General features: G+C 41.2%; 19 protein-coding genes. 15 read left to right on the top strand and 4 right to left on the bottom strand.

Annotated elements, in window-relative coordinates; genetic code table 11:
- Positions 1-68: 68 nt before the first annotated feature.
- The gene (locus MK396_RS03795) at positions 69-368 is read right to left on the bottom strand and encodes a DUF1827 family protein (RefSeq protein WP_198459833.1); all 300 of its coding nucleotides are present in this window, start codon (positions 366-368) and stop codon (positions 69-71) included.
- A 58-nt stretch (positions 369-426) separates the two neighbouring features.
- Positions 427-879 (bottom strand): NUDIX hydrolase, encoded by a 453-nt coding sequence (locus MK396_RS03800; RefSeq protein WP_198459832.1) that lies wholly within the window; start codon positions 877-879, stop codon positions 427-429.
- Between the two features lie 176 nt (positions 880-1,055).
- On the opposite strand from MK396_RS03800, the gene MK396_RS03805 reads away from it, so the two are divergent.
- Both MK396_RS03805 and MK396_RS03810 read left to right on the top strand, forming a co-directional pair.
- Positions 1,056-1,958, top strand: a complete 903-nt coding sequence (locus MK396_RS03805) for a helix-turn-helix transcriptional regulator (RefSeq protein ID WP_268723705.1) — start codon at positions 1,056-1,058, stop codon at positions 1,956-1,958.
- Between the two features lie 54 nt (positions 1,959-2,012).
- Positions 2,013-2,627 carry a GyrI-like domain-containing protein gene (locus MK396_RS03810; protein WP_254725152.1) on the top strand — a complete coding sequence of 205 codons (615 nt, stop codon included), beginning with the start codon at positions 2,013-2,015 and terminating at the stop codon, positions 2,625-2,627.
- 41 nt (positions 2,628-2,668) lie between these two features.
- On the opposite strand, the gene MK396_RS03815 is transcribed toward MK396_RS03810, so the two are convergent.
- Together MK396_RS03815 and MK396_RS03820 are read right to left on the bottom strand one after the other, a co-directional pair.
- On the bottom strand, positions 2,669-4,927 hold the full coding sequence (locus tag MK396_RS03815; RefSeq protein ID WP_268723706.1) for an ATP-dependent Clp protease ATP-binding subunit: 2,259 nt from the start codon (positions 4,925-4,927) through the stop codon (positions 2,669-2,671).
- 237 nt (positions 4,928-5,164) lie between these two features.
- The gene (locus tag MK396_RS03820; RefSeq protein ID WP_268723707.1) at positions 5,165-5,395 is read right to left on the bottom strand and encodes a DUF1797 family protein; all 231 of its coding nucleotides are present in this window, start codon (positions 5,393-5,395) and stop codon (positions 5,165-5,167) included.
- A 191-nt stretch (positions 5,396-5,586) separates the two neighbouring features.
- Here MK396_RS03820 and MK396_RS03825 point away from each other — a divergent pair, with 191 nt between their 5' ends.
- The 13 genes from MK396_RS03825 to pgdA all read left to right on the top strand — a co-directional run bounded on the left by MK396_RS03825 (position 5,587) and on the right by pgdA (position 20,429).
- Positions 5,587-6,270 (top strand): amino acid ABC transporter permease, encoded by a 684-nt coding sequence (locus tag MK396_RS03825; protein ID WP_002875953.1) that lies wholly within the window; start codon positions 5,587-5,589, stop codon positions 6,268-6,270.
- A complete protein-coding gene (locus MK396_RS03830) occupies positions 6,270-7,004 on the top strand; it encodes an amino acid ABC transporter ATP-binding protein (protein ID WP_268723708.1) in 735 nt (244 codons plus the stop codon). Before MK396_RS03825 ends, MK396_RS03830 begins: the two co-directional genes overlap by 1 nt.
- Positions 7,005-7,037: 33 nt before the next feature.
- Positions 7,038-7,358 carry a TfoX/Sxy family protein gene (locus tag MK396_RS03835; RefSeq protein WP_268723709.1) on the top strand — a complete coding sequence of 107 codons (321 nt, stop codon included), beginning with the start codon at positions 7,038-7,040 and terminating at the stop codon, positions 7,356-7,358.
- Positions 7,359-7,506: 148 nt separating this feature from the next.
- Complete coding sequence (locus MK396_RS03840; RefSeq protein ID WP_268723710.1) at positions 7,507-8,364, top strand: bifunctional methylenetetrahydrofolate dehydrogenase/methenyltetrahydrofolate cyclohydrolase; 858 nt, start codon at positions 7,507-7,509, stop codon at positions 8,362-8,364.
- A gap of 4 nt (positions 8,365-8,368) precedes the next feature.
- Complete coding sequence (locus MK396_RS03845; protein WP_268723711.1) at positions 8,369-9,142, top strand: HAD hydrolase family protein; 774 nt, start codon at positions 8,369-8,371, stop codon at positions 9,140-9,142.
- A 55-nt stretch (positions 9,143-9,197) separates the two neighbouring features.
- A complete protein-coding gene (locus MK396_RS03850; protein ID WP_268723712.1) occupies positions 9,198-10,049 on the top strand; it encodes an NAD(P)H-hydrate dehydratase in 852 nt (283 codons plus the stop codon).
- A 199-nt stretch (positions 10,050-10,248) separates the two neighbouring features.
- Complete coding sequence (locus tag MK396_RS03855) at positions 10,249-12,723, top strand: bifunctional DnaQ family exonuclease/ATP-dependent helicase (protein ID WP_419150871.1); 2,475 nt, start codon at positions 10,249-10,251, stop codon at positions 12,721-12,723.
- A 5-nt stretch (positions 12,724-12,728) separates the two neighbouring features.
- A complete protein-coding gene (locus MK396_RS03860; RefSeq protein WP_268723714.1) occupies positions 12,729-13,952 on the top strand; it encodes an FtsW/RodA/SpoVE family cell cycle protein in 1,224 nt (407 codons plus the stop codon).
- Positions 13,953-13,962: 10 nt separating this feature from the next.
- Positions 13,963-14,517, top strand: a complete 555-nt coding sequence (locus tag MK396_RS03865) for a DJ-1 family glyoxalase III (protein ID WP_268723715.1) — start codon at positions 13,963-13,965, stop codon at positions 14,515-14,517.
- Positions 14,518-14,601: 84 nt separating this feature from the next.
- Positions 14,602-15,165: an HAD-IA family hydrolase gene (locus tag MK396_RS03870; RefSeq protein WP_268723716.1), complete on the top strand. Its 564-nt coding sequence runs from the start codon at positions 14,602-14,604 to the stop codon at positions 15,163-15,165.
- 13 nt (positions 15,166-15,178) lie between these two features.
- Positions 15,179-17,125: a DNA topoisomerase (ATP-hydrolyzing) subunit B gene (gene gyrB, locus MK396_RS03875; protein ID WP_084868483.1), complete on the top strand. Its 1,947-nt coding sequence runs from the start codon at positions 15,179-15,181 to the stop codon at positions 17,123-17,125.
- Between the two features lie 80 nt (positions 17,126-17,205).
- Positions 17,206-18,933: a septation ring formation regulator EzrA gene (gene ezrA, locus MK396_RS03880; RefSeq protein ID WP_268723717.1), complete on the top strand. Its 1,728-nt coding sequence runs from the start codon at positions 17,206-17,208 to the stop codon at positions 18,931-18,933.
- A 104-nt stretch (positions 18,934-19,037) separates the two neighbouring features.
- A complete protein-coding gene (gene pgdA / locus MK396_RS03885; protein ID WP_268723718.1) occupies positions 19,038-20,429 on the top strand; it encodes a peptidoglycan-N-acetylglucosamine deacetylase PgdA in 1,392 nt (463 codons plus the stop codon).
- Positions 20,430-20,479: the final 50 nt, after the last annotated feature.

A 20,479-nucleotide genomic window follows, 5' to 3' on the forward strand; every position in this document is an offset into this window, starting at 1 on the left:
CTAAAAGATTGGTAGCTGTGCACTACCAATCTTTTTTGCAAAAGAAAACCAGCTTTTGGCTGGTCTTCCTATTTTATAGGGATTGAAATCTCAATCAATTTATCCGAATAGAGGGTCTTGATATTGGCTTCGTCAATGCTTCCTTTGCCGATTTTACGCTTTAAGAAGAAGTCTTGGATGGTTTCAATTTCAGGTTCACGAATAGCACGGTGTTTGTTGGAAATGAGGATTTCATAGTGAAGCGGGGCTTGTGTGAAAACCACATCTGTGTTTCCAGCAGAATAGACCTCGACAAGAGTTGCGTCTGTGCTTTCTAATTGGCTTTTAACAAGTTGCGAGTGTGAGTTTGTCGTATTGATAAGCTTCATAACAGTTCCTCCGATTTTCTAACTCTATTATAGCACTTTTTGGATAAAATCGTGTATTTTAGTCAATTTCATGTTGGATTTTCCAAGCTTCTATTCCCCATTTATGGCTACCACGTTTGAGTTTTTCAATTGCTTCATCAATAGGGAACCAAGCAATATGATTAAAATCTTCTAATGGTTTTTGTACTTCTTGGAAAGAAGTAGCTTCATAGAGATAAGCTGGATTGTAGTAGTAGCTATCACGGTGGCGAGAGTAGAAATACTCATCAGCTTGCCCATAATAAGTTCCGATTTCAGCTGTAAAGCCAAGTTCTTCGATTAGTTCTCTCTTCAGAGCTTCTTGATGGTCTTCGCCTGCTTCAATCTCTCCACCTGGCAAGAACCAAGCACCATTGGGAGCTTGAACTAGGACAATTTGTTTTTTCTCCGCATCAGGAATAACTGCGTACACACCATAGCGGGGCTGGTAGGTCACATTCTCTTTTTTATCACCAAAAGTTGGGTTTGCCATTGCATTTTCCTCATTCTCTAGTATCTTTATTATTATCATAATGGACGAGGGGCTAGCTGTCAAGAATAAACCAACGAACTTGTGCAGAAAAAGCTAGTTTGTCTGGATCAATATTTGTCTAGTTAAACTTTCCAACCCTAGCACTATAACTGGTATAATAAAAGAGAGGTGATTTTATGGCAGAATCAAGACTATTTCGTATCCTATACCTACTTTTAGAAAAAGGCAGTACAACGGCTCCTGAATTAGCCCGATTATTTGAAGTATCTGTACGAACGATTTATCGCGATATTGAGCGGTTGAGTATGGCGGGAATCCCTCTATATTCAGTACCTGGAAAGGCGGGCGGAATCTTTTTAATGAAGGACTTTGTTCTGGATCGTACTCTCGTATCGGAGGATGAAAAATTAGAACTTCTGTCAGCTTTGCAAGGAATTCAAGCCCTGACCGATGATAGGCAAGACCTGTTACTTGAAAAATTGGAATCTATTTTTCAAGTTTCTACCAGCCCTTGGATAGAAGTAGACTTGACTGACTGGAGAAAGCGAGAAGGTCAAAAAGAATTATTCGATAACATCAAACATGCTATTCTAGAGAAAAGGCAACTGGTGATCACTTATCTAGGTGGAAGTGGTCAGAAAACGATTCGTACAGTCGAGCCCTTTAGACTCATATTTAAAAAGAGAGATTGGTATCTTTATGCCTACTGTTGTTTGAAAGAAGAGTGGCATTTTTTCAAATTATCCAGAATTAGGAATTATCACCTAACAACTGAAACTGTGAAGCAGAAAAATGTGATGGATTGCGTCGATAGTTCAGATCAAGTGGCAAATCAAATCGAAGTTTCCTTGAAGTTTAGCCCCAAGCTTGCTTTCCGGGTTTATGAAGATTTTTCAGAAGATGAGATTAGCTTGGGGAAAGATGGATGTTATTATGTCAAGACAGTCCTACCAGAGCATGAAAGTCTGTATACTTACCTCCTGTCTTATCTAGATGGAGTGGAAATACTCGCCCCCAATCATCTGAAGAAGGAATTGCTTTCTAGATTAGAAAAAATCCAAAAACTTTACAAACCTTGACAAAAGATGTCAGGGTTTTGGTGCTATACTAGAGATAGAAAGGAGAAGAACCAAATGAAATACGAATGGAGAAAAGAATCGAAAGATCTTTATCAAGTGAAAGCCAGGCCCAGCATCCTGCAGGTACCAGGTCAATCCTATATCGTGATTGATGGTAAAGGTGATCCAAATCAAGAAGATTTTTCAGAACGCGTAGGGGCCTTATATGCCTTAGCCTATGCGATAAAGATGAAGTATAAAAAAGCTCCTATGGATGAGGTTTACACTGATTTTACTGTCTTTCCTTTAGAAGGTGTATGGAAAAAGGAGAAGGAGGGAGAACTGGTAAAAAGTGAGCTTTCTTATAGCATTATGATTGGGCAACCCGATTTTATTACGAGAGAACTATATGAAAAAGCTTTGGAAGAGGTCAAAATCAAGAAGCCAAGTCTACTCTATGAGTCTATTCGTTTTGAAAAAATGGAAGAAGGCCAAAGCCTTGCTATGCTTCATGTAGGACCTTTTGATACTGAAAATGAGACTTTTGCAGAGATGGAGCATTTTTGTCAACTTCATAAGCTCAAAAGAACTTCGGAAGTCCATCGAGAAATTTATCTCACTAATCTTCATCGAACGGAGCCAAGCAAATTAAAAACAATTCTTCGCTATCAAGTTCAAGAAGAGAATTAAAAAAGAACAGGAAATCTTGTTTCCTGTTCTTTTTATGAAGTTTATTCTTCTATTTCAGAAGCAATCTCTTCTGTTTTCTCAGTTTTTTTGGCAGATTTGATTTGAATTTTGCCATTGCTTGTCATAACTGCCTTGAGGTCTTTTTCGCTTGGATTTTCAAGGTAGAAGTCAGTGATGGCATCCTCGATATGGTCTTGAATGGTGCGACGGAGTGGCCGTGCTCCCATTTTTGGGTCATATCCCAAGTCAACCAACTTTTCCTTGACCTTGTCTGTCACATCGAGGTGGATATTGTTACTAGAGAGGCGTTTGTTGACATCCGCTAGCATGAGTTCGACGATTTGGAGAAGGTTGTCCTTGCTGAGAGGTTTAAATTCGATGATGCCATCAAAACGGTTCATAAACTCTGGACTAAAGAAGTTGCCGAGTTCACCGAGAACAGAGTTGGTTCGACCTTCACGAGCTGCCCCAAAACCAACGCTAGCTTCGGCCTTACCCGTACCTGCATTTGAGGTCATGATAATGATGGCATCCTTGAAGCTAACTGTACGTCCTTGCCCATCAGTCAAACGACCATCATCCAAGACTTGAAGGAACATGTGCATCACATCTGGATGGGCTTTTTCGACTTCATCGAGAAGGATGAGAGAGTAGGGATTGCGACGAACTTTTTCCGTTAACTGACCAGCTTCATCATAGCCAACATAACCTGGAGGGGCTCCGACTAATTTAGCCACACTGTGTTTTTCCATGTATTCACTCATATCAAAGCGAATCATGCTGTCAGCAGAACCAAAGAGCTCAATGGCTAGTTGTTTGGAAAGTTCTGTTTTACCGACACCAGTTGGTCCGACAAAGAGGAAGCTTCCGATTGGCCGGTTAGGAGTTCCAAGTCCAACACGATTACGACGGATGGCTTTAGCAATCTTATCGACAGCTTCATCTTGACCTATAACATGGGCCTTGAGGTCGTCTGCTAGATGGATAAGCTGAGACTGTTCTTTTTCTTTGAGTTCTCCAACAGGGATATTGGTTTTCTGCTCAATGATATGTTCAATGGTTTTCTCACTGATGATAGGAGTATCCTGATCGGTCACCTTGTTCTTTTGCATTTCTTTGTACTTGGCAATCTGATCACGGAAATAAGCAGCCTTTTCAAAGTCTTCCTCTCGAGTAGCTTGAGCCTTGAGATTCTCAGCTTCAATTAAACGCTGATCAATCACTTTAGGATCAACAAAGTTCAGTGTCAGATTCATTTTAGAACCAGCTTCATCCAACAGGTCAATAGCCTTGTCTGGCAAGAAGCGGTCTTGGATGTAGCGGTTAGAAAGATTTGCAGCAGCTTCGATAGCAGCGTCTGTGTACTTGACGTGATGGTAGTCTTCGTATTTCTTTTGAACCCCTTTGAGGATGATAATGGTTTCTTCGACAGTTGGTTCATCAACTTTGACAGGCTGCATACGGCGTTCCAAAGCAGCATCTTTTTCAATGATACGGTATTCATTGAGAGTAGTAGCGCCAACCAATTGCAATTCACCACGGGCAAGGGCTGGTTTCAGGATATTGCCTGCGTCCATATTGCCATCGCCAGCAGATCCTGCGCCAACAATTTCATGGATTTCGTCGATAAAGAGGATGATGTCCTCACGTTTGCGAATTTCTTCCATGAGCTTTTGCATGCGTTCTTCAAATTGGCCTCGAATCCCTGTTCCTTGAACTAGACTAACCACATCCAGACGGATGACCTGCTTGCCTTGGAGTTTATGGGGAACATCACCATCAACAATCTTCTGAGCTAGACCTTCAACAACGGCTGTTTTACCGACACCTGGTTCTCCGATAAGGACAGGGTTGTTCTTGGTTCGACGGTTGAGGATTTCGATAACACGGATAATCTCCTCATCTCGACCGATAACAGGGTCAATATCTCCCCGCCGAGCAATCTCAGTAATATTGATACCATATTCCTCTAGGAGTCCTCTTTCTTGGCTAGGAGGTGTTTGAAGTGGACCGCGGTTTTGAGGCCCATAACCACCGTTTCCTCCATATCCCCCACCAGATTGAGTTGGAGGGACGTTATTAGAAGAAGGTTTGAAATTGTTCAAATCATTGAAAAAGTCGCCGAAAGGATCAAAGTCATGATTATTTAAGTCAGTCATTCCTTTAAAGAGGGTATTATTCGGATCTGTTTTGATAATTTTATAGCAATTTTGACAGAGATCAATTTGTTTTTGCTGTCCATTGATATTGGTATACAGATGAATTGTTGAGTCGTTTATTTTACAGTTTTGACAGAGCATACATCTACCTCATTTCATTCATATTCTTGGCCTAAGAAAAAAGGTCAAAAATAGTCAAAGTTTTATACTCTCATTATAGCATGATTAAGGTGTAAAGCAAGTAAAAAGATTGGGAAGTGGTCGTTTTTAAAAGAAGGATTTATGGAGAATCAAGCGACATTAAAGGTAAGAAAAAATCCCATTTGTGGTGACAAAAAGGATTCTCATTCATCGGGCCTTACTGCCCTTGTTTTTATATTAGTAAAGGAGTTCGTAGATCTCCATTGCAATCAAATCAATGCTATCAAAAGTATAAGTTTCACGAGCCTCTACATCGCGAAGGGTGAAGAGTGATCCGTTTTCTTCGTCGCGGCTGTATGCAACTTCTGCGACAACAACACCTTCACGTTCAAAATTACGTTTTAGATTTCCACCATCTTTTGTCATTGCTTCTAGGCGGTTAATGATTCTAACCAAATGTGATTCCATTTTGATTCTCCTCCATTTCTTATCGTTTCTATTTTACCATAAACAAGAGGTAGTTGACTAGAAAAAAACTGTGATTTCTCTCTATTTCTACATTCTATCAAGTTAATTGTTAAAATTGGTGAAAAAGAATTGCATTTTAATTCAATTCATGTTATAATCATACAATCTAATACATAGAAAGTTGATTGAATATGAATTTTTCTTTTTTACCAAAGTATTTACCGTATTTTAACTATGGTGCTCTGATTACCGTGTTAATTTCCATCTTTGTTGTCTGCTTAGGAACTATTATAGGTGTGTTACTGGCCTTTGCCCAACGTTCACGCTTCAAACCTCTCGTTTGGTTTGCAAATGTGTATGTTTGGATTTTCCGTGGTACTCCGATGATGGTTCAGATTATGATTGCCTTTGCTCTTATGCATATCAATGCTCCGACTATCCAAGTGGGAATTTTAGGAGTTGATCTTTCTCGTTTGATTCCTGGTATTCTGATTATTTCTATGAATAGTGGTGCTTACGTTTCAGAAACTGTTCGTGCGGGGATCAATGCGGTTCCTAAAGGGCAGTTAGAGGCTGCATATTCTCTCGGTATTCGTCCGAAAAATGCCATGCGCTATGTCATTTTGCCACAAGCTATCAAAAATATTCTTCCAGCTCTGGGAAATGAATTTATCACCATTATCAAGGATAGTTCCCTCTTGTCGGCAATTGGGGTTATGGAGTTGTGGAATGGTGCAACGACAGTAGCAACAACAACTTATTTACCGTTGACTCCCCTTTTATTTGCAGCCTTTTACTATTTGATTATGACCTCTGTTTTGACAGTGGCGTTGAAAGCATTTGAAAAACATATTGGACAAGGAGACAAGAAATAATGACAGAAACCTTGATTATAATTGAAGAACTACATAAGTCTTTTGGGAAAAATGAAGTTTTAAAAGGCATCAACCTTGAGATTAAACGAGGAGAAGTTGTGGTCATTATCGGTCCGTCAGGGAGCGGGAAATCAACCCTCCTTCGTTCGATGAATCTCCTTGAAGAAGCAAGTAAAGGTAAGGTTATCTTTGAAGGAGTTGATATCACTGATAAGAAAAATGACCTTTTTGCCATGCGTGAAAAGATGGGTATGGTATTCCAACAATTCAACCTCTTTCCTAATATGACAGTGATGGAAAATATCACTTTATCACCAATTAAAACCAAAGGTGAAAGCAAGGAAGTTGCGGAGAAAAGAGCACAGGAACTGTTAGAAAAAGTTGGTTTGCCAGATAAGGCAACGGCCTACCCACAGAGTTTGTCAGGTGGTCAGCAACAACGGATTGCCATTGCACGTGGACTTGCTATGGAGCCAGACGTTTTGCTCTTTGATGAGCCGACTTCAGCCCTAGACCCTGAGATGGTTGGGGAAGTTCTAGCTGTGATGCAAGACCTTGCCAAGTCGGGGATGACTATGGTGATTGTAACGCATGAAATGGGCTTTGCGCGTGAGGTAGCAGACCGTGTTATCTTTATGGCGGATGGAGTTGTTGTCGAAGATGGAACACCAGAGGAGATTTTCGATCAAACAAAAGAACAACGGACCAAGGAATTTTTGAGTAAGGTTTTGTAATACCTCATATTTAGAAGAAATGGAGTAGGCATCATGGCTTCTAGTAAAGAATATTTAGATTTTATTCTCGAACAGCTATCAGAGCTAGAGGAGATGAGTTATCGTCCAATGATGGGAGAGTATATCCTTTATTATCATGGGAAGATTATTGGGGGAATTTATGATAATCGTTTGTTACTGAAGCCTGTGAAGCTGGTCTTGGATCAACTGCGACAGACTAAGCTTGAACGTCCTTATGAAGGAGCTAAGGAGATGATTTTACTAGAAGACATTGAAGATAAGTCATTTCTAACGAGATTAATTAAGGATATGAATGAAGTCTTACCGGCTCCAAAAGTCAAAAAGAAAGCATGACAAATTTACCCAGTATAAATAGGCATAAAAGCTCGATATGAGCTTTTTCTTATAGTTTTTGACTATAAGGTCCATTAGTCAAGAAATGTTAGAATGACAAGGTATTTTTTGTTATAATAGAGGATATCTGATAGAAAAGAGAAGAGATATGGCACAGATTATTGATGGGAAGGCTCTTGCGGCTAAGTTACAAGGACAATTGACTGAAAAGACGGCCAAATTAAAAGAAGAAACAGGTCTAGTTCCAGGATTGGTGGTGATTTTGGTGGGGGACAATCCAGCCAGCCAAGTCTACGTTCGCAACAAGGAACGATCAGCTCTCGCTGCTGGCTTCCATAGTGAAGTAGTGCGAGTTCCAGAGACCATTACCCAAGCGGAATTGTTAGACTTGATTACCAAATACAATCAAGATCCAGCTTGGCATGGGATTTTGGTCCAGTTACCTTTACCAAAACATATTGATGAAGAGGCAGTTTTATTAGCCATTGACCCCGAAAAAGACGTGGATGGTTTCCATCCGCTAAACATGGGACGCTTATGGTCTGGGCATCCAGTTATGATTCCTTCGACACCTGCAGGAATTATGGAAATGTTTCATGAGTATGGGATTGATCTAGAAGGTAAAAATGCGGTTGTTATCGGTCGTTCCAATATTGTCGGAAAGCCAATGGCTCAGCTTCTTTTGGCTAAGAATGCAACAGTGACCTTGACCCACTCACGTACCCATCATCTTGCCAAGGTGGCTGCAAAGGCGGATATTCTTGTGGTTGCAATCGGTCGCGCTAAGTTTGTGACTCCAGACTTTGTCAAACCTGGCGCGGTTGTCATTGACGTTGGGATGAACCGAGATGAAAATGGCAAGCTTTGTGGAGATGTTGACTATGATGCTGTTGCACCACTTGCTAGTCACATCACACCTGTACCGGGTGGAGTTGGTCCTATGACGATCACCATGCTAATGGAGCAAACCTATCAGGCAGCGCTTCGAACACTAAACAAGGACTAGGAAGATGAAATTCGTATTTGACCTGGATGGAACGCTATCTTTTGACTACATGACCATAGATGAAGAGATTAAGCAGGTTCTTTTAAAGGCTGAAGATTATGGGCATGAGGTTGTGTTTGCCTCAGCTCGCTCTTATCGGGATTGCTTGGGTTTATTAGGCCCTGAACTCAGTCAGCGCTTGGTCATAGGGTTGAATGGTGGCGTAGCCTATCATCTAGGGAAGGCTGTTCTCGAAAGGAATCTCGATGCTAGAGTTTATCAGTCGCTAGTGGATTATTGCCAGACTTATAATCTCCCTTTCTTTGTAGATGATTGCTTTGACTATAGTGGTCAGATTGTAGAGAAGATTCCATTTTTTTCCAGTGTGGATCCCCTAAAGGTGGCTCGTCATCAGAAACTTGAGGACTTGGGTACTCCGATTAAGGTAGTCGTTTATATGGGTGACCATGAGGAGTTGCTTGATGATCTGCTTGGTCAGTTAGAAAGACTGGGGCTAGCCCATCTGTCTTATCATGCGCATGAAAAGTGCCTTTATGTTAATCCCTTGGATACTCATAAGGCGACAACTGTTGAAAAGTTATGTGGGGAGAACTTCATCGCTTTTGGAAATGACCAAAACGATATTGAACTGTTTAAGACGTCGCTCTATTCTGTCCAGATTGGAGATTTTGCTGGTCTTACTCCATATGCAGATGAAACGTTAGAGTTAAAAGGAGCTCCTTCTCCAGCTGTTGCTGCTAAAATCTTACAGACTTTTGCGGAATTTAAGGGAAAATAGATAAAAGGAGGTTTGCCCCTCCTTTTGTAGTATAATGGAGTGAGAGGAAAAAACGATGAAAGTGATTGATCAAGCTTTATTAGAAAAAGTCATTATTGAACGTTGTCGTCACAGCCATAAGGGAGATTACGGTCGCCTGCTCTTGCTGGGAGGGACCTATCCCTATGGGGGAGCTATCATCATGTCAGCCATTGCAGCTGTCAAAAGTGGGGCAGGGTTGGTGACTGTTGGCACGGATAAGGAGAATATTCTGGCTCTGCACAGTCATTTACCTGAGACCATGGCATTTTCTCTTCAAGACCAGCAATTGTTAAAAGAGCAGTTGGAAAAGGCAGAAGTTATCTTGATAGGTCCGGGTTTACGAGAGGATGCATTTGGAGAAGAACTCGTAAAACGAGTCTTTGACAGCCTTAGAAGAGACCAGATTTTGATTGCAGATGGCGGTGCTTTGGGCATCCTAGCAAATGGCCAGTTACCATTTCCTTCCAGTCAGCTCATCCTAACTCCCCACCAAAAGGAATGGGAAAGACTGTCTGGTATAGTTCTTGACCATCAAAATACAGAGACGACTGCTAGAGCTCTTTCAGTTTTTCCTCAAGGAACGATTTTAGTTGAGAAAGGTCCAGCGACTCGTATCTGGCAAGCCGGGCAGCCTGAATATTATCAGTTACAGGTTGGAGGCCCCTATCAAGCAACTGGTGGGATGGGAGATACTCTGGCTGGTATGATTGCAGGTTTTGCAGGTCAGTTTCACCAAGTCAGCCTCTATGAAAGAGTGGTAGTAGCGACTTACCTTCATTCAGCTATCGCGCAAGAACTAGCTCAAGAAAACTATTTTGTCTTGCCAACAGAAATTAGCAAGCTACTTCCGAAAGCAATGAAAAAAATATCTCAAAAAGGCAGCTAATACTCTGGTTGTCTTTTTATGTTGATGTAGCTTTGTTGATAAGGTTTTCAAATACCTCAGAACTAGCGACCAACTGCTGAACTTGCGTGGAATTCTCACTTTTAAGGTCTTGATTTTTACTCAAACTCGCAATTAAAGCGAGATTGTTATCAAAGTTGAGGGGTGTCAAATCATGCTTTTTTTGATATAATTTTTAATGATGAATGCGAGAAATGATCGGTATGTGGTCGTTGATTTAGAGGCGACCAGCACTGGAAGCAAGGCAAAAATTATTCAAGTAGGCATTGTGGTGATTGAGAATGGTGACATCATCGATCAGTATGCGACCGATGTCAATCCCCACGAACCCTTGGATTCTCATATCAAAGAATTAACGGGTCTGACCGATCAGCGTTTGGCTGCGGCACCAGAGTTTTATCAGGTGGCTGGAAAAATTTTTGAATTGGTTAAGGACGGTATTTTTGTTGCGCACAATGTACAGTTTGATGCTAATCTTCTTGCAGAATTCCTCTTTTTGGAAGGATATGAATTGCGCACACCGCGGGTGGATACAGTTGAGCTTGCCCAAGTTCTGTATCCTCAGTTTGAAAAGTATAACTTAGGTATCCTTTGTCAAGAGTTGGGCATTGAGCTGGAACATGCCCATACTGCCCTGTCAGATGCTCAGGCAACAGCTGAACTCTTGCTTTACATGCGTCAAAAACTTTTTGAGCTACCTAAAGGGCTTTTAGAAAGCCTATTAAACCTTGCGGACAACCTTCTCTATGAAAGTTATCTGGTGATTGAGGAGGTCTATCAGCAACAATCTCTCTTATCTTCGCCAGACTTGATGGAGCTTCATGGGCTTTTCCTCAAAAAGGAAAGCAAAGGCTTAGTCCCACGAAAGTTATCCAAAGATTTTGCTAAAAATATTTCTTTATTGGGGCTGGAGGAGCGTCCACAACAGCTGGAATTTGCGGAGAAGATTGAGCAATTATTGGAAGAATACCAGACTTCCTTTATCCAAGCCCAAACGGGACTGGGCAAGACTTATGGTTATCTCCTCCCAGCTTTGAACTTGGAGAGTCAAGCAGATATCCTAGTGAGTGTTCCGACCAAAATTCTTCAAAATCAAATCATGCAAGAAGAAGGTCAGCACTTAAAAGAGGTCTTCCATCTGGAAATTCATAGTCTCAAGGGGCCTCAAAATTACTTGAAATTGGATGCCTTTCACCAAGTCCTCCATCGACCGGAGTCTAATCGTCTATTTACTCGCTTTAAAATACAGTTGCTTATCTGGCTAACGGAGACAGAGACAGGTGACTTGGACGAAATTGGGCAGCTTTATCGCTACCAGCATTTTCTGCCAGAACTAGTCCACGATGGCAAGCTTTCAAAGAAAAGTTTATTTGCTACAGAGGATTTTTGGAAACGAGGGCAGGAAAAGGCCAAGACCAGTCGTGTTCTTCTGACCAATCATGCCTATCTGGTCACTCGTTTGGAAGACAATCCAGAGTTTGTTGACAACCGTTTGGTAATTTTGGATGAAGCTCAAAAAATGCTGCTAGCTCTCGAAAATCTAGCCCAGCAGGCTTATCGCCTTGAGGAACTTGTAACTCAAATTGAAAAGTCCTTGGAGTCAGAAGAAGATTTGATTCAGAAGCGCTTGCTTGAAAGTATTGGCTTTGAATGTCGTTACTTGATGGAGCACTATCAGACAGGTCTGAAGAATGGAAAGTGGTTGGATTCTCTTGAACAGTTGCGCCAGCATTTTTCGGAGTTGACTCTCCCAGAGTATAGAGAGATTGCAAACTTTTTCACCTCGGACCGTGAATTTTGGCTTGCTACAGCAGAGAAATCGAGCAAGGATGTCTTGATTTGTTCAAGTAAAAAAGGCCGCTTTATACTAGCAGACTTATTGCCAGAAGATTGTAGGCTCCTAGGAGTATCGGCTACTCTTGAAATCAGCAATCGGGTTTCCCTAGCAGATTTATTGGGATTTCCGGATGCTCCACTTGTTAGACTTGATGTAGCAAAGCAGGAGCAACAAGAAGTCTTTCTAGTCGATGATTTTCCTCTTGTGACAGAAGTTTCGCCTTTTGACTATGCTAGTGAAGTGGCTTCTGTTATCCGAAGGTTACAAGCCTTTCAAGAACCTATACTGGTCTTGTTTACCTCAAAAGAAATGCTGCTGGCAGTTTCGGACCTGATCGACCAACCGCATCTAGCTCAGTATAAAAATGGGGAACCAAGCCAACTGAAAAAACGTTTTGAAAAAGGTGAACGCCAGATCTTGCTTGGAACAGGTAGTTTCTGGGAAGGGGTTGATTTTTCAACCCATCCTTGCGTGATCCAAGTGATTCCGAGATTGCCTTTCCAAAATCCCCAAGAACCGTTAACCAAAAAATTAAACCAAGAACTGCGTCAAGAAGGGAAAAATCCTTTCTATGATTATCAGTTGCCGATGGCGATCATTCGGCTAAAACAAGCCCTGGGTCGTACTGTTAGACGATCTGACCAAGGTTCGGTTGCTGTAATCTTAGACAGTCGTGTTGTCAGCAAGCGTTATGGCAAACAAATCGCTCAGGCCTTGTCAAAAGAAAGGGCTGTTCAGGTTCTTTCTAGAGAACAGCTAGAGCCTGCTGTAGCTGATTTTCTCCAATCCTGTCGCAATAGAATGAAAGAAAAAAGGTAAAAAATATGAAACGTTCCTTCGACTCTCGAGTCGATTATAGCCTTCTCCTGCCAGTGTTTTGTTTACTGGTGATTGGAGTAGTAGCCATTTATATAGCAGTTAGTCATGACTATCCAAATAATGTGTTACCAATACTAGGCCAGCAAATCGCTTGGATTTCCTTGGGCCTTGTCATTGGATTTGTGGTCATGTTCTTTAATACCGAGTTTTTATGGAAGGTGACTCCCTATCTTTATGGTCTAGGGCTAGCTTTGATGGTCCTACCTCTTGTTTTCTACAATCCTAGTTTGGTAGCTTCTACAGGTGCCAAAAACTGGGTATCAATTGGTGGAACGACACTCTTTCAGCCATCGGAGTTCATGAAGATTTCCTATATCTTGATGTTGGCTCGAGTCATCGTACAATTCACTCAAAAACACAAGGAATGGCGACGGACTATTCCCTTGGATTTCCTATTGATTGGTTGGATGATTGCCTTTACCATCCCAGTCTTGCTCCTTCTAGCCCTACAAAGTGACTTGGGGACTGCCTTGGTCTTTGTAGCTATTTTTGCAGGTATGGTTCTCCTTTCAGGTGTTTCGTGGAAGATTATCATTCCTGTTTTTGCGACAGGAGTGACTGCAGTTGCAGGCTTCATGGCCATCTTTATAAGCAAGGATGGACGTGCCTTCTTGCATCAGATCGGGATGCCAACCTACCAGATCAACCGTATTTTGGCCTGGCTCAATCCCTTTGACTTTGCGCAAACAACGACTTACCAACAGGCGCAGGGGCAAATTGCGATTGGAAGTGGTGGCTTGTTTGGACAGGGTTTCAATGTGTCCAATCTCCTCATTCCAGTACGTGAAAGTGATATGATTTTCACCGTAATTGCTGAAGACTTTGGCTTCATTGGTTCAGTCTTTGTGGTTGCCCTGTACTTGCTTCTTATTTACCGGATGTTGAAGATTACGCTCAGGTCAAATAACCAGTTCTACACCTACATTTCGACTGGATTTATCATGATGTTGCTCTTCCATATCTTTGAAAATATCGGTGCCGTGACAGGCTTACTTCCTTTGACAGGGATTCCTCTGCCTTTCATTTCTCAAGGGGGCTCCGCAATTATTAGTAACCTCATCGGTGTCGGTCTCCTCTTATCTATGAGTTACCAGACCAACCTAGCGGAGGAGAAAAGTGGAAAAGTTCCATTCAAACGAAAGAAAGTCGTCCTAAAACAAATCAAATAAGGAGGCCACTATGGCAAAAGTAGCAGTTATTTTAGCCCAGGGTTTTGAAGAAATTGAAGCCTTGACAGTAGTTGATATCTTGCGTCGAGCAAACATTTCTTGTGATATGGTAGGATTTGAAGAGCAGGTGATAGGATCACATGGCATTCAGGTAAAAGCCGACCGTATCTTTGATGGTGATTTGTCCGACTATGACTTGGTAGTTCTTCCAGGTGGCATGCCAGGCTCAGCTCACCTACGGGATAATCCAGCACTCATTTCTGAGATTAAAGCCTTTGACCAAGCTGGAAAGAAAATTGCAGCCATCTGTGCAGCTCCAATCGCCCTCCATCAAGCAGGTATCCTGAAAGACAAGCACTTCACCTGTTATGACGGTGTTCAAGAGAACATCAGTGATGGAATTTACCGAAAGGAAACGGTAGTTGTGGATGGCAATCTAACAACCAGCCGAGGACCGTCAACAGCCCTAGCCTTTGCCTATGAGTTGTTAGAGCAGTTGGGAGGAGATGCTGAAAGTTTACGAGTTGGCATGCTCTATCAAGATGTCTTTGGAAATCAACAGTAAAACGAGAGTTCGGCTCTCGTTTTTTACTTGGAAAAATCTAGGAAATCATCGCTTTTTTCATAAAAAAATGGTATAATCAAGGGTATGAAATATCACGACTATATATGGGATTTAGGTGGTACCCTATTGGATAATTATGAGACTTCTACTGCAGCCTTTGTAGAAACCTTAGCCCAATATGGAATAGAGCAAGAACACGACCGTGTCTACGAAGCCTTGAAGGTTTCGACAGCTTTTGCCATCGAGAAGTTTGCACCAGATATCGAGGATTTTTTAGAGAACTACAAAGAAAATGAAGCGCGTGAGCTAGAACATCCAGTTTTGTTTGAGGGAATTCCAGAATTACTCAAAGACATTTCGGACAAGGGTGGTCGCCATTTCTTGGTTTCTCATCGAAATGACCAAGTGCTAGAACTTCTTGCCAAGACCCAGATAGCCAACTACTTCACCGAGGTGGTGACTGCTAGTTCTGGCTTTAAACGGAAACCAGATCCTGAGTCCATGATTTATTTACATGATAAATATCATATTACATCTGGTTTGGTCATTGGTGACAGAAATATTGATATAGAAGCAGGTAAAGCTGCTGGCTTAGATGCCTATCTTTTTAATAACGTTGCGACATTGAGACAAGCAATAGACATGTAAGAAAAGGGAAAAAATGACAGAAGAAATCAAAAATCAACAGGCACAGGATTATGATGCCAGTCAAATTCAAGTTTTAGAGGGACTTGAAGCTGTTCGTATGCGTCCAGGTATGTATATTGGATCGACTTCAAAAGAAGGCCTTCACCATCTAGTATGGGAAATCGTTGATAACTCAATTGACGAAGCTCTAGCTGGATTTGCCAGTCACATCCAAGTCTTTATAGAGCCAGATAACTCCATCACCGTTGTGGATGATGGGCGTGGAATTCCTGTTGATATTCAGGAAAAGACAGGACGTCCCGCTGTTGAGACCGTCTTTACAGTCCTTCACGCTGGAGGGAAATTCGGCGGTGGCGGATACAAGGTTTCAGGTGGATTGCACGGTGTAGGTTCATCAGTGGTAAACGCACTTTCAACTCAACTAGATGTTCATGTCCATAAAAACGGTAAGATTCATTACCAAGAATACCGTCGTGGTCATGTTGTTGCTGATCTTGAGGTCGTTGGAGATACAGATAAAACTGGAACAACAGTTCACTTCACACCGGATCCAGAGATTTTTACAGAAACAACGACCTTTGATTTTGAAAAATTAAACAAACGTATTCAAGAACTAGCCTTTTTGAACCGAGGTCTTCGAATCTCCATCACAGATAAGCGTGAAGGTCTCGAACAGACTAAACATTATCACTATGAGGGCGGGATTGCTAGCTATGTTGAATATATCAACGAGAACAAGGATGTGATCTTTGATACACCAATCTACACAGACGGTGAGATGGATGATATCACAGTTGAAGTAGCCATGCAGTACACAACTGGTTACCACGAAAACGTCATGAGTTTCGCCAATAATATTCACACCCATGAAGGTGGAACGCATGAGCAAGGTTTCCGTACAGCACTGACGCGTGTTATCAATGATTATGCCCGCAAAAATAAGCTGCTAAAAGACAATGAAGACAACCTAACAGGGGAAGATGTCCGTGAAGGTTTGACTGCTGTGATCTCTGTCAAGCATCCAAATCCGCAGTTTGAAGGGCAAACCAAGACAAAGCTGGGCAATAGTGAAGTAGTTAAGATTACCAATCGCCTCTTCAGCGATGCCTTCTCTGATTTTCTCATGGAAAATCCACAGATTGCCAAGCGTATCGTGGAAAAAGGAATTTTGGCTGCCAAGGCTCGTGTGGCTGCCAAGCGTGCGCGTGAAGTCACTCGCAAGAAATCTGGTTTGGAAATTTCCAATCTTCCAGGAAAACTAGCAGACTGTTCTTCAAATAATCCTGCTGAAACCGAACTCTTCATCGTCGAAGGAGACTCGGCCGGTGGATCAGCTAAATCTGGTCGTAACCGTGAGTTCCAAGCTATCTTACCAATTCGTGGTAAAATCTTGAACGTTGAAAAGGCTAGCATGGATAAAATTCTTGCTAACGAAGAAATTCGGAGTCTCTTCACAGCCATGGGGACAGGATTTGGCGCAGAATTTGATGTTACTAAGGCTCGTTACCAAAAACTCGTTTTGATGACCGATGCCGATGTCGATGGTGCCCACATTCGAACCCTCTTGCTAACTTTGATTTACCGCTATATGAAACCAATTCTAGAAGCTGGATATGTCTACATTGCCCAACCACCAATTTACGGAGTAAAAGTTGGAAGTGAGATCAAAGAATACATTCAACCAGGTGCAGATCAAGAAATTAAACTCCAAGAAGCCTTAGCACGTCATAGTGAAGGGCGTTCAAAACCAACCATCCAACGTTATAAAGGTTTGGGAGAAATGGATGACCACCAATTGTGGGAAACAACCATGGATCCAGAACATCGCTTGATGGCACGTGTTTCAGTAGATGATGCTGCTGAAGCAGATAGAATCTTTGATATGTTAATGGGCGATCGGGTAGAGCCTCGTCGCGAATTTATCGAAGAAAACGCTGTTTACAGTACACTTGACGTTTAAAAAATGTGGGAAATAGTTCCCTTGGTTTAAAAAATATGATATAATCATTACGATTGTTTCTAGTATAAAAGGAGTTTGATATGTCTAATGGACAACTAATTTATCTAATGGTTGCGATTGCGATCATTTTGATTTTAGCTTATGTAACAGCCATTTTTCTACGTAAGCGTAATGTAAGCAGATTAACGGCGCTTGAAGAAAGAAAAGAAGAACTCTACAATCTTCCTGTAAATGATGAGGTTGAAGCCGTTAAAAATATGCACTTGATTGGTCAAAGTCAGGTAACCTTTCGTGAATGGAATCAAAAATGGGTTGATTTATCTCTGAACTCATTTGCAGATATCGAAAATCACCTCTTTGAAGCTGAAAACTACAATAATTCTTTCCGTTTTTTCAAAGCAGCTCACAAGATTGATCAAATTGAAAGCCAGATTAGTTTGATTGAAGAGGATATTGCAGCTATTCGCAATGCCCTTTCTGAACTTGAAAAGCAAGAGTCTAAGAACAGTGGTCGTGTCCTACATGCTTTGGACTTGTTTGAAACCCTTCAACATACGGTTGCAGAGGACTCAGAGAAATATGGAAAAGCTCTTCCTGAGATTGAGAAACAATTGGAAAATATCCAATCGGAATTCTCTCAATTCGTTACCCTTAACTCATCAGGTGACCCAGTTGAAGCTGCAGCAATCTTAGATGATACTGAAAATCATATTCTTGCTCTAACGCATATTGTTGATCGGATTCCAGCTCTTGTTGAAACCTTGACAAAGGAATTACCAGACCAATTAGCAGATTTGGAAGAAGGCTATCGCAAGCTGTTGGATGCCAACTACCACTTTACTGAAACAGATATTGAGTCACGTTTCCAACTTTTGCATGAATCTTTGAAGAATAATCAAGAAAACATCCGTCAGTTGGAGTTGGACAATGCAGAGTATGAAAATAATCGCATTCAAGAAGAAATCAACGCACTTTATGATATTTTCACTCGTGAAATTGAGGCTCAAAAAGTCGTTGAGAATCTCCTCTCAACACTTCCAACCTATCTCAACCACTTGAAAGAAAATAACCAGGTGCTTGTTCAGGATCTTGAACGCCTGAATAAAACTTACCTTCTTCCAGAAAGTGATGGAAATCATGTTCGCCGACTTCAAGAAGAATTAGCTGCACTTGATACCGCTATTTTAGAAGTAACAGAGGATCAAAGAGAATCTGCTCAAGCCTATTCTGTTCTTGAAGAACAGTTGGAAATGCTTCAAAGCAATCTCAAAGATATTGAAGATGAGCAAATTTCTGTGAGCGAACGACTTACGCAAATTGAAAAAGACGACCTCAATGCTCGCCAAAAAGCAAATGTCTATGTGAATCGTTTGCACACCATCAAACGTTACATGGAGAAGAGAAACTTGCCAGGTATTCCTCAAAGTTTCTTGAAACTCTTCTTTACTGCAAGTCATAATACAGAAGATTTGATGGCGGAGTTAGAACAACCGCAGGTTAATATTGAATCTGTTAAGCGAATTCTTGAAATTGCAACGAATGATATGGCAGTACTTGAGACAGAAACATACGATATTGTTCAGTATGCAACTTTGACAGAGCAACTTCTCCAATACTCAAATCGTTACCGTTCATTTGATGAACGCATCCAAGAGGCTTTCAACGAAGCACTTGAAATTTTTGAGAAAGAGTTTGACTACCGGGCATCATTTGAGAAGATTTCTCAAGCCTTGGAAGTTGCAGAACCAGGAGTTACAAACCGTTTTGTGACTTCATATGAAAAAACACGTGAAGCGATTCGCTTTTAAAATAGAAGCTTAGAGAACTCTAAGCTTTTTCTTTATTTTTTGAAATGGAGCTAGATTACCTGTTTATCATTGAAATAATAGCCTCGATTTGATATGATGGAAATATGAAAAAAAATAGAGCGAAACGTATTTCTCACGATAAAACGAGAAGGTTATTGCTTTCCCTTGTTGGAATCTTTGGAATTGCTATGATTCTATTGGGGGGTGCTATTGGTTATAGGCTACTACAAAAGCAATCTTACGAACAAAAAATTGAAGCGCTGAAGAGCGAAAAGGACCAGCAATTCAACTCTGGTAGTCAGAAGGACCATTTCCGAAAAGGCCAAGCTGAGGTGATTGCCTACTACCCTCTGCAAGGAGAGGAAGTCATTGCGTCTGTTAGAGAAAAAATCAACCAGGATATCAAAGAAAAGCTGGAAGATAAAGAGGATTTGGTCTTTTATTATACCGAGCAGTTGGACCCCGTCTTAAAGGGAGTTGTTGCTCGTAATATCAGCAAGCAAGTCTATGATTTGTCTGCATTAAAGGTTGAAGAAAAAGAAAAGACTTCCTTAGGGAAAATTTTCTTGACTGAAGATGGGAAAGATTTTGACCTTAGTAGACTTTTCAAAGATGCAAGCAAGGCTAAGGAACTCTTACTGACTCAAATCAAATCAACTCTAGAAGATAAGAAACTTGACCAGGCAAAAATTGATCAAGTTGTAAAAAACTTCACAGATCAGGACTTATCATCTTGGAGCTTTGATTATAAAGATAGTCAAATCATCCTTTATCCTGCTAATTCTGAAGAGACTGTTGAAGAAATTGCTTTACCAATATCCAGTCTCTTTGATGTCATTGAGTCCTCTTATCTATTAGAAAAGGATGCTGAGCTTTATCAAGCTTACTTTGCCAAGAAAAATAAAAAGGTTGTAGCCTTGACCTTTGATGATGGTCCAAATCCGACTACAACTCCACAAGCCTTGGATACCTTGGCTAAGTACGGTGTAAAGGCAACCTTCTTTGTACTTGGAAAAAACATAGCAGGAAATGAGGATCTTCTGAAACGAATGAAATCGGAAGGTCATGTTGTGGGAAATCATAGCTGGGATCACCCTATCCTTTCTAAATTATCCCTCGAAGATGCTAAAAAGCAAATCACTGATACAGAAGATTTGTTGACTCAAGTTTTAGGATCAAGCTCTAAACTGATGCGCCCACCTTATGGTGCCATCACTGATGATATTCGTAATAGTCTGGATTTGAGTTTTATCATGTGGGATGTGGATAGTTTGGACTGGAAGAGTAAGAATGAAGCTGCTATTTTGACAGAAATTCAACACCAAGTTCGTAATGGTTCTATCATTCTTATGCATGATATCCATGGTCCTTCTGTTAATTCTCTACCAAGTGTCATTGAGTATTTAAAGGGTGAGGGTTATACATTTGTAACTGTTCCTGAATTGCTCAATTCTCGCTTGAAGGCTCACGAGATCTATTACGACCGTGATCAATAATTGTTAAAATCTAAAGGAGCAAGTGTTCTGATAATCAGAATTTTGTTTCT

Source organism: Streptococcus oralis, from assembly GCF_026782235.1.
GTDB lineage: Bacteria > Bacillota > Bacilli > Lactobacillales > Streptococcaceae > Streptococcus > Streptococcus oralis_CC.